Source organism: Alishewanella sp. HL-SH05 (genome assembly GCF_052655985.1).
Window position 1 is genome coordinate 3175716 of the sequence record NZ_CP199753.1, and the last position, 14070, is coordinate 3189785.

10 protein-coding genes are annotated in these 14070 nt (G+C 45.6%); 3 read left to right on the forward strand and 7 right to left on the reverse strand.

Annotated elements, in window-relative coordinates:
* The first annotated feature begins 1 nt into the window (after window position 1).
* The 3 genes from ACUJFL_RS14540 to ACUJFL_RS14550 all read left to right on the forward strand — a co-directional run bounded on the left by ACUJFL_RS14540 (window position 2) and on the right by ACUJFL_RS14550 (window position 3409).
* Window positions 2-1159, forward strand: a complete 1158-nt coding sequence (locus tag ACUJFL_RS14540; RefSeq protein WP_445425346.1) for a metalloprotease — start codon at window positions 2-4, stop codon at window positions 1157-1159.
* Between the two features lie 131 nt (window positions 1160-1290).
* A complete protein-coding gene (locus ACUJFL_RS14545; protein WP_445427864.1) occupies window positions 1291-2250 on the forward strand; it encodes an alpha/beta fold hydrolase in 960 nt (319 codons plus the stop codon).
* 4 nt (window positions 2251-2254) lie between these two features.
* A complete protein-coding gene (locus tag ACUJFL_RS14550; protein WP_445427865.1) occupies window positions 2255-3409 on the forward strand; it encodes an RNA polymerase sigma factor in 1155 nt (384 codons plus the stop codon).
* Between the two features lie 101 nt (window positions 3410-3510).
* Here the strand turns inward: ACUJFL_RS14550 and greA are convergent, their stop codons facing one another.
* The 7 genes from greA to ACUJFL_RS14585 form a co-directional block, all read right to left on the reverse strand.
* Window positions 3511-3987, reverse strand: coding sequence for a transcription elongation factor GreA (greA, locus tag ACUJFL_RS14555; RefSeq protein WP_226751199.1), 477 nt, complete (start codon window positions 3985-3987; stop codon window positions 3511-3513).
* Entirely contained in the window at window positions 3984-7205 is a 3222-nt protein-coding gene (gene carB, locus ACUJFL_RS14560) for a carbamoyl-phosphate synthase large subunit (protein WP_445427866.1), read from the reverse strand. Before carB ends, greA begins: the two co-directional genes overlap by 4 nt.
* A 30-nt stretch (window positions 7206-7235) precedes the next feature.
* On the reverse strand, window positions 7236-8366 hold the full coding sequence (gene carA / locus ACUJFL_RS14565) for a glutamine-hydrolyzing carbamoyl-phosphate synthase small subunit (RefSeq protein ID WP_445427867.1): 1131 nt from the start codon (window positions 8364-8366) through the stop codon (window positions 7236-7238).
* Between the two features lie 250 nt (window positions 8367-8616).
* Window positions 8617-9426 carry a 4-hydroxy-tetrahydrodipicolinate reductase gene (gene dapB / locus ACUJFL_RS14570; protein ID WP_445427868.1) on the reverse strand — a complete coding sequence of 270 codons (810 nt, stop codon included), beginning with the start codon at window positions 9424-9426 and terminating at the stop codon, window positions 8617-8619.
* Window positions 9427-9537: 111 nt separating this feature from the next.
* A complete protein-coding gene (locus ACUJFL_RS14575) occupies window positions 9538-10692 on the reverse strand; it encodes an iron-containing alcohol dehydrogenase (RefSeq protein WP_445427869.1) in 1155 nt (384 codons plus the stop codon).
* Window positions 10693-10796: 104 nt separating this feature from the next.
* The gene (locus tag ACUJFL_RS14580) at window positions 10797-11819 is read right to left on the reverse strand and encodes an SGNH/GDSL hydrolase family protein (RefSeq protein WP_445427870.1); all 1023 of its coding nucleotides are present in this window, start codon (window positions 11817-11819) and stop codon (window positions 10797-10799) included.
* 225 nt (window positions 11820-12044) lie between these two features.
* Window positions 12045-13916, reverse strand: a complete 1872-nt coding sequence (locus ACUJFL_RS14585; RefSeq protein WP_445427871.1) for an MFS transporter — start codon at window positions 13914-13916, stop codon at window positions 12045-12047.
* Window positions 13917-14070 lie beyond the last annotated feature (154 nt).

Consider the following 14070-nt stretch of genomic DNA (forward strand, 5'->3'; position numbering starts at 1 on the left):
TATGCAAACGCTATTTGAATTCTGCCATGACCAAGACCATTATCTGATCAAAGGAAATAACTTTGGTAAAGAGCAAGTCTGGCGCAATGGTGTTCTTGTCTCTGAAGGGCGAGCGTTATTAAGTCATAGCTACGATCACCGTTTTTTGTGCCCTAAACATGGCCCAGTGCGCTTGCACTTCAAGCTAGTCATACGAAATAACCAGGTGCATTACTGGCTAAAAACACCTGAAACATTATTGTGCGAAGGTGAAACGGTCGCTAGGCCACCTGCATGGCTGCACAAGTTAGAAAGCAAACTTTCATCCGCTGAAAAAGTATCCGCACAAGCTGAGCAAACGTCAGCGCTTAATGAGCAGATTGAAGTGCAACAATCAACCACCCCTTCTTTGCTAAAAAAAGGGTTTAAACCCTTTTTCGTTATCGGTTTAGTGTTAGTTAAGCTGTCAAAAAGTGCGGGAGCGATAAAGGCTGCGCTAGCCGGTACATCTCTTGCTGGCTGGGCTTGGCTATTTAATCTAGAATTTGCTGTAGGCTTAATTGCCGCATTAATTATTCACGAGTATGGCCATGTTTATGCGATGAAGCGCTCAGGCCTTAAGGTTAAAGGGGTCTATTTACTGCCCTTTGTTGGCGGCGTTGCGATCAGTGAACGCGCGACCAGTCGTTGGCAAGACTTTAAGATTGCCATTGCCGGCCCGGCTTTTGGTACCTTAGGTGCCGTCATCGCTTACGGGCTTTGGCTTGAAACGCAACATACCGCCTTAGCATCATTTGCTACCATCAGTTTATTACTTAACCTATTTAACTTATTGCCCATGGTGCCATTAGATGGGGGGCGCGTCATCCAGGTGGCTGTCTATAGCCGTAACGGAAAAGCAGCCAAACTAGCGTTATTATTTTTTACTGGCAGTTTGTCATTCGCCGCATGGTACTTTGGTTTTTATCTTTTAATGCTGTTTGGCCTACTCGGTACGCTGGATTTATGGTTTGAAGCAGATGAACAAGCAAAAAACGTTTTACCTATGAGTAATACAGGCATATTAATAACCATTGTCAGTTATCTATGTTTATTAGCTGTGTTACTGTGGCTATCAACCATCATGGCAGATAGCGGGATCCCAGGAACAAATTTACCCCTGATTTTTATTTCCAGCTAAATACCACAACCCTATCTGAAACGCGGTAAGACACGTTATCGCGTTTATTAAAAAATAATTAAATTAATTTGTCACAGCTGCTGAGGTTGATGCGACTTAGTTAGGTCATCACCACTAACTAAGGATTTATCATGAACGCACCACAGCACACAAACCAAAACGCTACCGACAGCATTGCCAAAAAAACTCAGCAAAACAAACCAAGCTTTTGGACCTACTTTGCCATTGTCCTAACCATTGTAGGTGGTGCGATAGCACCGCAAATCAAAGCGATTGAGCAACCGCAACCGAGGGTAAGTTTTACCGTTGAGGTGGTAGGACAAGGTAAACCGGTTTTAATCATTCCCGGTTTAATGTCGGACCGCCGTGTTTGGCAAAGCACAGTTAGCGCCTTGCAAGCCGATTTTCAATTACATCTGATTAGCTTAGCCGGTTTTGCTGGTACGCCTAGCACTTTGGATGGTAAGTTTTTACCCAAAGTGCAGCAAGAGCTGTTGGGTTATGTGACCGAGCAGCAACTGCAACAGCCAGCAGTGATTGGCCATAGCCTAGGCGCTTTTCTCGCTTTTTCACTGGCAAGTTCTGCTCCGAAGCAGATTGGCACAGTTATCGCGGTAGATGGTTTGCCTTATATCGCGCCGATTTTTAGCCGCAACTCAGCAACGCAAGTGGCCGACATGCAAGCACAAGCACTGCAATTAAAAGCCTACTATCAACAACTTTCTAGCGCACAATTAAAAGCCGTTGCAACACAAGGCATCGCTATTCAGGCGAGGTCTGCAGAACATCAAAAATTAGTGCTGGACATGGCCGCGGCCTCGGATAGCCAGACAGTCGGCCAAGCTATGTATGAACTATTAACCACCGATTTACGACCGCAAGTGACAGCAATAACAAGCCAAGTCTACTTATTTGGCGCCAGTGGAGCGCTAGCACCGGATCAGCAAGTGCTGGCAGCTGCACTGTACCAACAACAAATTGAGTCTATTGCTAATGCAAAACTACTGATGAATACTGACAGTCGCCATTTTATCATGCTGGATGAACCCGATTGGTTTATCGCTCAGCTGCGTGTGGCATTAAAGGAGTAATGGCATGCACCATGCACAATTGAGCCCACAAAACACTCTAGAACAACAATTACAGCCTGATGTGATTGCCGCAATCGCAGGTGATATGCAGGCTTTTGGTCGATTAATTCAGCGCTGCCAAAACAGTGTCAGCAGCATTGCCTTAGCCATTGTGAAAGACTTGGATGCCAGTGAGGATATTTGCCAGCAAGTGTTTATTGCAGCTTGGCAACAGCTGCGTAGCTTACAAAACACCACCAGTTTTTTGCCTTGGCTTCGTCAAATTACGCGCTACCGTGCCTATAGCTATTTGCGCGAACGGCAAGATCATCGTATAGAACGTGGTGAAAAAGCCGAAACCTTGCTCGCCGCTTTTGCTAGTGACACCTTTCCCGATGAAGAGTTACTTCGCGACGAGCAAGCCGATATTATCCGCGAGTTTTTAGCCGAACTACCGAGTGAAAGTCGTGAAATTGTACTGTTGTTTTATCGGGAAGAGCAAAATAGCCAGCAGGTCGCGGCGTTACTAGGCATAACCGAAAATAGCGTACGTAAAAAGCTGCAACGGGTACGTGAGTTGTTAAAAACACAGCTACTAAACCGTTACGGTAAGCTGATTTTAAGCACGGCGCCAAACATCGGCTTAACTAGCGCCATCATCAGTGCTTTACTGATCGGTAGCCCACCTGCAGCTGCCGCGACCGCAAGTGCCATGGCAGCACACAGCAGCGGCTTAGCAAAGTTTGGCTGGCTATTGAGTGGAGCACTACTTGGCGCGTTCGGCGGCATGCTTGGTGTGGTGCTGGGCATGCGCGCGCCACTAAAAAACGCCGCCAGCGATAACGAGCGTAATCGCTTATTACGTTATCGCAATCAGGCTTTGGTTTGGGTTGGCCTCTCAGGCTTATTACTGGCTGCAGCATACGAATTTACCACCGGCGCCATAGCACCGCTGCTGGCCTTTGGCCTTTTTATGACCGGCGTGGCGTATTTACAAGTTCGAGTATGGCAAACGATTAAACCACGCTTGTTGGCAAAAGCAGCGCAGAGTAAACAAGCAAAACGGCAGTATCGCAACAATCTGTTCTGGTGCTGGTTTGGGATGCTTGGTGGAACAACTGCTGGTTTTGCCGGCTTGATTGCTGGCCTGTTCAAAAATGGCCGCTGGTTTTTCGGTTAAACATGGCAGTCAGTTAGCCGTTAGAAACAAAAACGCCAGCGAAGATGCTGGCGTTTTTACGTTTGAGACAACAGGGTTGTCTCAAGTAAGTTGTCACGTTATTACAAGTATTTCACGTCAACAATTTCAAATTCAACAACGCCTTTAGGCGTAGTGATATTCGCTACGTCATCGGCTACTTTGCCAATTAAACCACGTGCAATCGGTGAATTAACTGAAATCAGATTATTTTTTATATCCGCTTCATCATCACCCACAATACGGTAAGTCATCTCTTCTTCTGTTTCCAGATTAAGAATGGTTACCGTTGAACCGAAAATCACTTTACCCGTGTTAGGCAACTTAGTGACATCGATGATCTGCACATTGGATAATTTGCCTTCAATATCCTGAATACGCCCTTCAATAAAACCTTGCTGTTCGCGAGCCGCGTGATATTCGGCGTTTTCTTTTAAATCGCCGTGCGCACGTGCTTCAGCGATAGCTTGAATTACCGCAGGCCGTTTTACACTTTTTAACTCATTCAGTTCAATGCGCAGCGCTTCTGCGCCTTGCACTGTCATTGGAATTAAGCTCATCCGTTTACTCTCTTATGCAATTCCTGAATAGAATTTACGTTAGCAAAGGCACTGGCAGCATTCGCTTTGACAGTAGCAAAGGCGGCATTCAAGGTCGTAGTGTAGTTCGCTTTGTGCTGTAAGGCACCGCGACGCAGTACTTTAGAGTCTTCAATCGCCTGACGACCTTCAGTGGTGTTAACAATATAGCTATACTCGCCGTTTTTGATACGGTCAAGCATATGCGGCCGACCTTCAAATACCTTGTTAACAACTCGACATGGAATACCCGCATCCGCTAATGCTTTAGCTGTACCACCACTGGCATCTAACTCGAAACCCGATTCAACCATTAGTTTAGCCAGTTCAACGATGCGCACTTTATCGCTGTCACGTACAGAAAGCAAGGCACGGCCACCCGTTGGAATCAGCGTGCCACAGCCTAACTCAGCTTTAGCAAAGGCTTCGGCGAACGTATCGCCAATGCCCATCACTTCACCTGTTGAACGCATCTCAGGGCCAAGAATAGGATCGACACCTGGGAATTTGTTAAACGGGATCACCACTTCTTTCACTGAGAAAAACGGTGGAATAATTTCTTTGGTGATACCCTGCTCGGCTAACGACTTACCCGCCATACAGCGTGCACCCACTTTAGCAATAGCGACACCCGTTGCTTTAGAAACGAAAGGTACGGTACGTGCAGCTCGTGGGTTCACTTCAATTAAGTAAACTTCGTTATCTTTAACCGCAAACTGGGTATTCATTAAGCCGACTACGCCTAACTCTAACGCCAGCTTTTTCACTTGCTCGCGCATCACATCTTGAATGGCTTGCGATAAGCTGTGTGGTGGTAAGGTACAGGCAGAATCGCCCGAATGCACACCGGCTTGCTCGATGTGTTCCATAATGCCGCCGATAATCACTTCGCTACCATCACAAATGGCATCAATGTCGACTTCAATCGCATCATCTAAGAAGTTATCTAATAAGACTGGCGAGTCATTTGATACGCTTACCGCTTCGTTCATATAACGGCGTAAATCCTGCTCGTCATAAACGATTTCCATTGCGCGGCCACCTAGAACATAAGACGGGCGAACCACCATCGGATAACCGATTTCTGGTGCTTTAGCGATCGCTTCATCAAAACTCGTTACCGTGACGTTTTTAGGCTGTTTTAAGCCTAAACGAGTTACGGCTTGTTGGAAGCGCTCACGGTCTTCAGCACGGTCTATCGCGTCTGGCGAAGTACCAATAATTGGCACACCGTTGGCTTCTAAGGCACGGGCTAATTTCAATGGCGTTTGGCCACCGTATTGCACAATCACCCCTTTTGGCTGTTCTTTGCGTACGATTTCCAGCACGTCTTCCAAGGTGATAGATTCAAAATACAAACGATCTGAGGTGTCATAATCGGTTGAAACGGTTTCTGGGTTACAGTTGACCATAATGGTTTCGTAACCGTCTTCGCGAAACGCTAAAGCCGCATGCACACAACAGTAATCAAATTCGATACCTTGGCCGATACGGTTTGGCCCACCACCGATAATCATGATTTTCTCACGATCGGTAGGTGCCGCTTCACACTCTTCATCATAGGTGCTGTACATATAAGCGGTGTTAGAGGCAAATTCCGCGGCACAGGTATCTACCCGCTTGTACACTGGGTGTAAACCGTAGCTATAACGTTTTTTGCGCACTTCGGTTTCACTCACACCTAAAACTTCAGCAATACGAGCGTCAGCAAAACCTTTGCGTTTTAAGCGAGATAAACGGGCTTCGTCTAAGGCGGCATAGCCATCAGTACCTAGAGCCAGTTCTTCTTTCACTAAGTCTTCAATTTGCACTAAGAACCAGTGGTCAATTTTGGTTAGATTGTAAATGTCATCTAAGGTCATACCAAAACGGAACGCATCGGCAATATACCAAATACGATGCGCGCCAGGCTCACGTAATTCGCGAATGATTTTTTCTTTCGCTTCTGGTGCACTGATATCAATGATCGGATCTAAGCCCGATACACCAATCTCTAAACCACGTAGCGCTTTTTGTAACGACTCTTGTTGGTTGCGACCAATTGCCATGACTTCACCAACCGATTTCATTTGGGTCGTTAAGCGATCGTTAGCACCAGCGAATTTTTCAAAATTAAAACGTGGAATTTTAGTTACAACATAGTCGATACTTGGCTCGAATGAAGCTGGCGTAATCCCGCCCGTAATGTCGTTAGCCAATTCATCTAAGGTGTAACCGATAGCCAACTTGGCGGCAACTTTAGCAATAGGGAAACCGGTTGCTTTTGAAGCTAATGCCGACGAGCGCGATACCCGTGGGTTCATTTCAATAATGACCATACGGCCATCTGCCGGATTGATACCAAATTGTACGTTAGAACCACCCGTTTCTACGCCAATTTCACGCAATACCGCTAACGATGCATTACGCATAATTTGGTATTCTTTGTCGGTCAGTGTTTGCGCTGGCGCCACCGTGATCGAATCACCGGTATGCACACCCATAGGATCAAAGTTTTCGATGGCACAAACAATAATACAGTTATCGTTTTTGTCGCGTACCACTTCCATTTCGTATTCTTTCCAACCAATCAACGATTCGTCGATTAACAGCTCTTTGGTCGGAGACAGATCTAAACCACGGGTACAAATCTCTTCAAACTCTTCGCGGTTATAAGCAATACCACCGCCCGAGCCACCCATTGTGAACGATGGGCGAATAATACATGGGAAACCGATATCATCGAGTACCTGATACGCTTCTTCCATGGAATGAGCAAAACCGGCACGTGGGCAGGCTAAACCAATTGAGCGCATCGCTTTATCAAAGCGATTTCTATCTTCCGCTTTATCGATGGCGTCAGCGGTAGCACCAATCATTTCCACGTTATATTTGGCCAGAACACCTTGGCGTTCTAACTCTAACGCACAGTTCAATGCAGTTTGACCGCCCATCGTAGGCAGTACCGCACAAGGGCGTTCTTTTTCAATGATTTTTTCAACCACTTGCCAATGAATAGGCTCGATGTAGGTCGCATCAGCCATTTCTGGATCAGTCATGATCGTCGCGGGGTTAGAGTTAACTAAAATAACTCGATAACCTTCTTCTTTTAAGGCTTTACAGGCTTGTGCGCCTGAATAGTCAAATTCACAGGCTTGGCCAATGACGATCGGGCCAGCGCCTAAAATCAGAATACTTTTTATATCGGTACGTTTTGGCATTGCGTCTCAGTCTCCGTAATTCGTGTCGGCTTAAGCCTGATGTTGTTGCATCAGCTTGATAAAATGGTCAAACAGTTCAGAGGCTTCATGCGGGCCTGGGCTGGCCTCGGGATGACCTTGAAAACTAAATGCCGCTTTATCAGTACGGTGGATCCCTTGCAGGGTGCCGTCGAACAGCGATTTATGAGTAGCGCGTAAATTAGCCGGCAAGGTAGCTTCTTCAACCGCAAAACCATGGTTTTGCGCAGTAATTAACACGCGCTGAGTGTCTAAGTTTTGCACTGGGTGGTTAGCACCGTGGTGACCATGGCCCATTTTGACCGTTTTCGCACCACTGGCTAACGCCAACAGTTGATGACCTAAACAGATACCAAACACCGGAATGTCTGTTTCTAAAAAGGTTTTAATCGCCTCAATGGCGTAAGTGCAAGGTGCTGGATCGCCTGGCCCATTCGAGAGAAAAATACCATCTGGGTTCAGCGCTAACACCTCAGCAGCCGGTGTTTGTGCCGGTACAACGGTGAGTTTACAACCACGATCCGCTAACATACGTAAAATGTTGCGTTTAACACCGAAATCGTAAGCAACCACATGAAACGGATGTTCAGTAATGGTTTTGTGGCCCTCACCTAAAGCCCAACTGCCTTCAGTCCATTGATAAGGGGCTTTAACGGTCACTTCTTTGGCTAAGTCCATCCCCGCTAAACCTGGGAAAGCCTTTGCTTGTTGCAAGGCAACCGCGGCATCCAGATTATCACCTGCCATGATGCAGCCATTTTGAGCGCCTTTTTCACGAAGGATGCGAGTAAGTTTGCGAGTATCGATGTCGGCGATGCCGAGAATGTTATGATTTTTAAGGTATTGACTAAGCGAGAGTTGATTACGGAAATTACTGGCTAACAGCGGGAGGTCACGGATAATAAGGCCTTTGGCCCATACCTGTCCGGATTCCTCATCTTCCTCATTCGTTCCGGTGTTTCCTATATGAGGATAAGTTAGTGTTACAATTTGTTCTGCATAAGAGGGATCAGTTAATATTTCCTGATACCCGGTCATCGAGGTATTAAACACTACCTCACCAACAGAAACTCCTTCGGCGCCAATGGCTGTACCGTGAAATACGGTGCCGTCTTCCAGTACGAGCAGGGCGGACTTAGTCAAAATAACCTCCAAACAGCAAAAAATGGGTGAAAACCACAAACGTTTTACAACCCGTTTTGACCTAAAATTCTGATACCCGTATTTGCCTTCGCCTAATGATTTCAAAGAATCAGTCGCGAGCTAGATAATTTCTGTGCTTACAGGCAAACCTCGATATTTTAGGCTATCAGCGCGAAATTAGCCATGATTTTTTTGTTATTTTACAAAAACACAGCCTTTAACATTATTTTCAGCTAAATGCCGCAAAAGTTTAATCTAACTGCGGCAATCCGAGCACTTGTTGCATGGTATAAAGTCCTGGCTGTTTATTTTGCAACCACAAAGCAGCTCGCAGTGCGCCTTGCGCAAAGGTGTTTCGGCTGGAAGCTTTGTGGCTTATTTCCAGTCTTTCACCAATATCAGCGAATAGTGCAGTATGATCGCCAATAATGTCACCGCCTCTTACCGTAGCAAAACCAATAGTTTGCTGTGAGCGCTCACCAATCATGCCTTCGCGACCATACACCGCAACCTCGGCAAGATCGCGATCTAAACTTCGCGCAATGCTTGCCCCAATGGCCATTGCCGTACCCGAAGGAGAGTCTTTTTTAAAGCGATGATGCGCTTCAATAATTTCAATATCGGCTGTATTCCCCATCACCTTGGCGGCAGTTTGTGCTAAATGCAGCATTAAATTCACGCCGACACTCATATTAGGGGCCCAAACAATGGCGATATGCTGACTGGCTTGTTGGATTTGCGCATACTGCTGATCCGTTAAGCCGGTCACGCCAATGACCATGGCTTTACCTGCAGCCACAGCGATTTGTAATTGCGCTAACATGGGTTCAGGCATAGTAAAGTCGATCCATACATCAGCTTTTGCTACAGCGTTTGCAGAAGTCGCTTCTATTGGCACCCCCACAGCACCACAACCGCTTAATTCGCCAGCGTCCAGGCCTAAGACCGCTGAGCCACTGCGTACCGTTGCTGCCGTTAAAGACAATTGTTGTTCTTTTGCGACACTGACCAGCGCCCGCCCCATACGGCCATTAGCGCCAAAAATACCGATTGTACTCATCACTTACTCTGCTGTTCATCTGAATATTGACTATTAGACCAAAAAACAGCGTCAGATAGAAGAAAGAAGTGTAGCCGCCTGAAATGAAAGACGGCTTTTATTTGAAATGGCTTACAGCGCCAGTTGCAGAATACGGCGAGACACCTCGGGTGTAATATCTTGATGTTCGCCTAATGCCAGCATGTTGTGCTGCACTAACTTGCTCACTAACTGCTCTATCGCTTCAGCTTGTATGCCATAATCGGCTAAACGCGTCGGTATCCCCATGCGCTCAAAGAAATACCGCGTATGACTAATGGCTTCATCAATTAAACGCTCTTCATCTTGATGCTGTAACTGCCAGACCCGCGTTGCATACTGCAACAGCTTTTCGCGCTTTTGACTGCGTTGCTGTTGCATTAAAGCCGGTAACACTATGGCTAAGGTTTGTGCATGATCCAGGCCGAACAAAGCAGTAATTTCATGGCCTATCATATGCGTTGCCCAGTCTTGCGGTACACCTTGGCCAATTAAACCATTTAACGCCATCGTTGCGGCCCACATGACATTGGCGCGCACAGCATAGTTTTGTGGATCAGACAGTGCTTTGGGCCCTTCAGCAATTAAAGTTAATAATAACCCTTCTGCAAAACGATCTTGCACCGGAGCATTCACCGGATACGTTAAATATTGCTCCATCACATGTACAAAGGCATCGACCACACCGTTTGCCACTTGTTTCGGCGGTAAACTGTACGTCACGGTAGGATCAAGAATGGCAAATTGTGGGTAAACCCAAGGGCTGGAAAACGCTAATTTTTGTTTGATTTCATAACGCGTGACAACCGAATTACCATTACTTTCAGAACCGGTGGCCGGTAACGTTAAAACACAACCAATCGGCAGCGCTTGCTCAACGCTGGCGCCTTTTGCCAAAATATCCCAAGCATCACCTTCAAATAACGCCGCTGCAGCAATAAATTTAGCGCCATCAATTACGCTACCACCGCCTACCGCTAAAATTAAATCTATTTTCTCACGTCGCACAATATCAGTCGCACGCATTAACGTTTCAAAATTAGGATTAGGCTCAACACCTGAGAACTCGATCACCTCTGCCGCCTGCAAAGCTGCGGTTACCTGCTGATAAACACCATTGGTTTTGATCGATCCGCCACCGTACAGCAGCAACACTTTTTGTTGTGGTGTAATCAAGTTTACCAGTTGCTTTATCTGATCTTGGCCAAAAAGAATACGAGTACTATTTTGATAAGAAAAATTAAACATGTTGAACTCCGCTAATACCAAGATGATGTGCAGTAAACTTAATGCGAACGTTTCGGCACAGATTCAAGGTTTAACGGAGAATAAGAGGGGTAAACCGCAGCTTATTAATGAATATTTTTGAGTTTCAACTGATTTTTACGGATCAGCATTAAAACAAAACCAGCAAAAATATAGAACATTGTTGGTTCAGGCACTTGTTGATAAACGGTTTGATCACTGTTTAATAATGCCAGTGCTTCTCTACCTAAAACACGATGTGCTGCAGTTGTCGGATGAATTTCATCCCAAAATAAGTATTGATTTGAGTTTGAACAGCTACGCTCTGAAGCAAAAAAACCACCTGTTACAGAACGACATTCATCTGAAGTATTGGTAAACCCTTCGGATGCGGGATCATTGAGAAGATTACTAAAAATTGAATATACGTCGAGCATGTAAATATCAGCTGTGGAGCTTTTAGCTAAGTCAATCAACATATCATTTAGTAACGTATTCCATAATACTGAGACCTCAGTACCAGATGAGCTGTTACTTGTTTTAGCAAACTCAGGTATCAACCCCAGATTGGGTAAATTAGGCACTAATAATGTCATTGCGCCATTAACTAACATACCCGACAACATATCTTTGAATCTGTTAACCGCGCTGGTAACTGCCATGAACGGATTTGCCGAGCCCACTAATGCTCGCATATCGTTACCTCCCGCCCAAGCGATATAAAGAGCGTCAGCGTCAAATGGCGATGAACCCAGTCGATTAAGATATTGTTGGTATTGATTCAAAACACCCGTTGAAACACCGGTATCGTTATTGATTTGAGCGCCACCATAAGCAAAGTTATTGCCACCGGCAGTAGAGCGAGAAGTTGGAAGACCAAGATCGGTACTTAAATATTCATGCCAAAGTATCCCATTTGAAAATCTTCCATTAGGACCATAACCTGCTAAAGCGGCAACCGGCCCAAAAGTCCCCAGGGGTACTGTCGCACGTGTATTCCCTGTATCTGATAAGCTATCACCAAATATATATACATCTGAAAGAATGATAGCCGCATTTACCGGTGCAAAAACAAATATCAGCTGAAGTAAGATTAACTGCTTTATTTTTTTTAGATTGAGTAGAGTCATACCGAGTCCTTGCTAAATTATATTAATTATAAGCCCTAATAGGCGATCAAATAATAAGCAATTACCGTGCCCAGCGTAACATTTTCGTCGCATCACTTACATATCAAGCCATCCAGTTAACATTGAAAGCCTGCTAAATTTAAGAGAAGCCTAATTCTGTAAAGATTTTGGACACAAACCAACATCTTTAACATGGGAAATGTTAATTATGTTGAATCATAACCTTTAAAGATAATTGCCTCGCAACTGCCGGACTTGCTGCTCTAACCCGGCAGCACTGACCTGTTCAGCTGCGACACTGGGGCCGACATGCAGCTTTACCCTTGACCAAAAACGACCTTTAATTTTAAATGCGCCTTTGCCATGGTGACTAAAGAACGACCCCCATAATCCTTGCAGCGCCATCGGCACCACAGGCACAGCCGACTCAGCAATAATTCGCTCAATACCCGGGCGAAACCGATCAATTTCACCGTCTTTGGTTAGGTGCCCTTCCGGGAAGATGCAAATAACATTTCCCTCCGCTAACTCGCGCGCAATCGCCGAAAAGGCAGCTTCATACACAGCTTCATCTTTATGCTTACTGCAAATCGGAATGGTTTTTGCTGCTCGAAACAGTAAATTAGCCACAGGGATCTTAAAAATACCCTGATCCATAACAAAGCGAACGGGGCGGCGCACCGCACCCGCAATTAATAGAGCATCGACATAACTCACATGATTAGCGACTAAAACGACAGGGCCCTCAGTTGGGATATGCTCTAAACCGCTTGCTTTAACGCGATACAGTGTGTGGCTTAATAAGTAAATAACAAAACGCAGCGCAAACTCCGGCACTTGGCTGTAGACATAAGCGGCAACCACAGCGTTCATCAGCGCTAGAATTAAAAAATACTGCGGAATACTCAGCTCAAATATGGTTAAGAACACAATGCCGGCGATAGCACTTACCACCATAAACAGTGCATTAAAGATGTTATTAGCGGCAATCATGCGGGCGCGTTCGGTAGGATTAGCTCGTTGCTGTAATAACGCATACAAAGGCACAATAAATAGCCCACCAAACATGCCGATTAAACTCAAATCGAGTAACACCCACCAGCCAAAACTGCTGCTTAAAAACGCCGGTAAGCTTAATAACTCAGAAGACACTGTTGCCGGCGTACTAAAATATAAACTGATACCAAAACACGTTAAACCGATAGAGCCAATGGGTACGATACCCAGTTCGACACGCTTACCCGACAAGCGCTCACACAACAAAGAGCCTATACCCACACCGACAGAAAACGCCACCAGCAATGCGGTAACGACGGTGTTATCGCCTCCTAAAACGGTTTTGGTAAAATTTGGAAATTGCGTTAAATAGCTGGCACCTAAAAACCAAAACCAACTAATGGCCATAATCGCCAAATATAAAGTGCGATTTTGATAGCTAATTCGCACCGTTGCTAAGGTTTGCTGCCACGGCGCAAAATGAAAGTGAGGCGCATTTTCTACCACCCCCACTTTAGGGATTTGCAAACTCACCAGGTAACCCGCCAGCGCAAAGAAAATCACCATTAAGCCAATCCAGGTATTCGCATTGTTAATACCCACCAATAAACCACCGACGACAGTACCGAGTAAAATGGCAATAAACGTGCCCATTTCTACCCAAGCATTTCCCCCGAGTAACTGTTTGTCCGTTAACAGCTGCGGCAATATGGCGTATTTCACCGGCCCAAAAAATGCCGATTGCGCGCCCATTAAAAACAGCACACCCAATAAATACACATATTGCTCAAACATAAAGGCCAGTGCAGCCAAACACATCAACCCCACCTCTAGTAGCTTTAAGCGCTGGATCAGCCTTGTTTTACATAAACTGTCAGCCAAAGTACCGGCAGTCGCAGAAAACAATAAAAAAGGTAAGATAAATAAGCCTGCAGCCAAGTTCATACTGACATCAACACTCCAAGGCATGGCACTGGCAGCGCCGAAAGTGAGAAGCAGCATCAAGGCGTTTTTAAATACATTATCGTTAAACGCGCCCAAGGCTTGAGTAAAGAAAAAGGGGATAAATCGTTTAGATGATAGCTTTTGCTGCGGATCCATCACTGCTCCTTGCTAGAAAATCTAGCCTTATAGTTTTTTATTCTGCATCGCTTGCGGTAAATACTTGGTTTTATTATCAAGAATACTTTACCTTAGCGGTGTAAACTCAAATGCACATAGCTGCAACCTAAATGGCCTGCAGCCAACGCGGCCG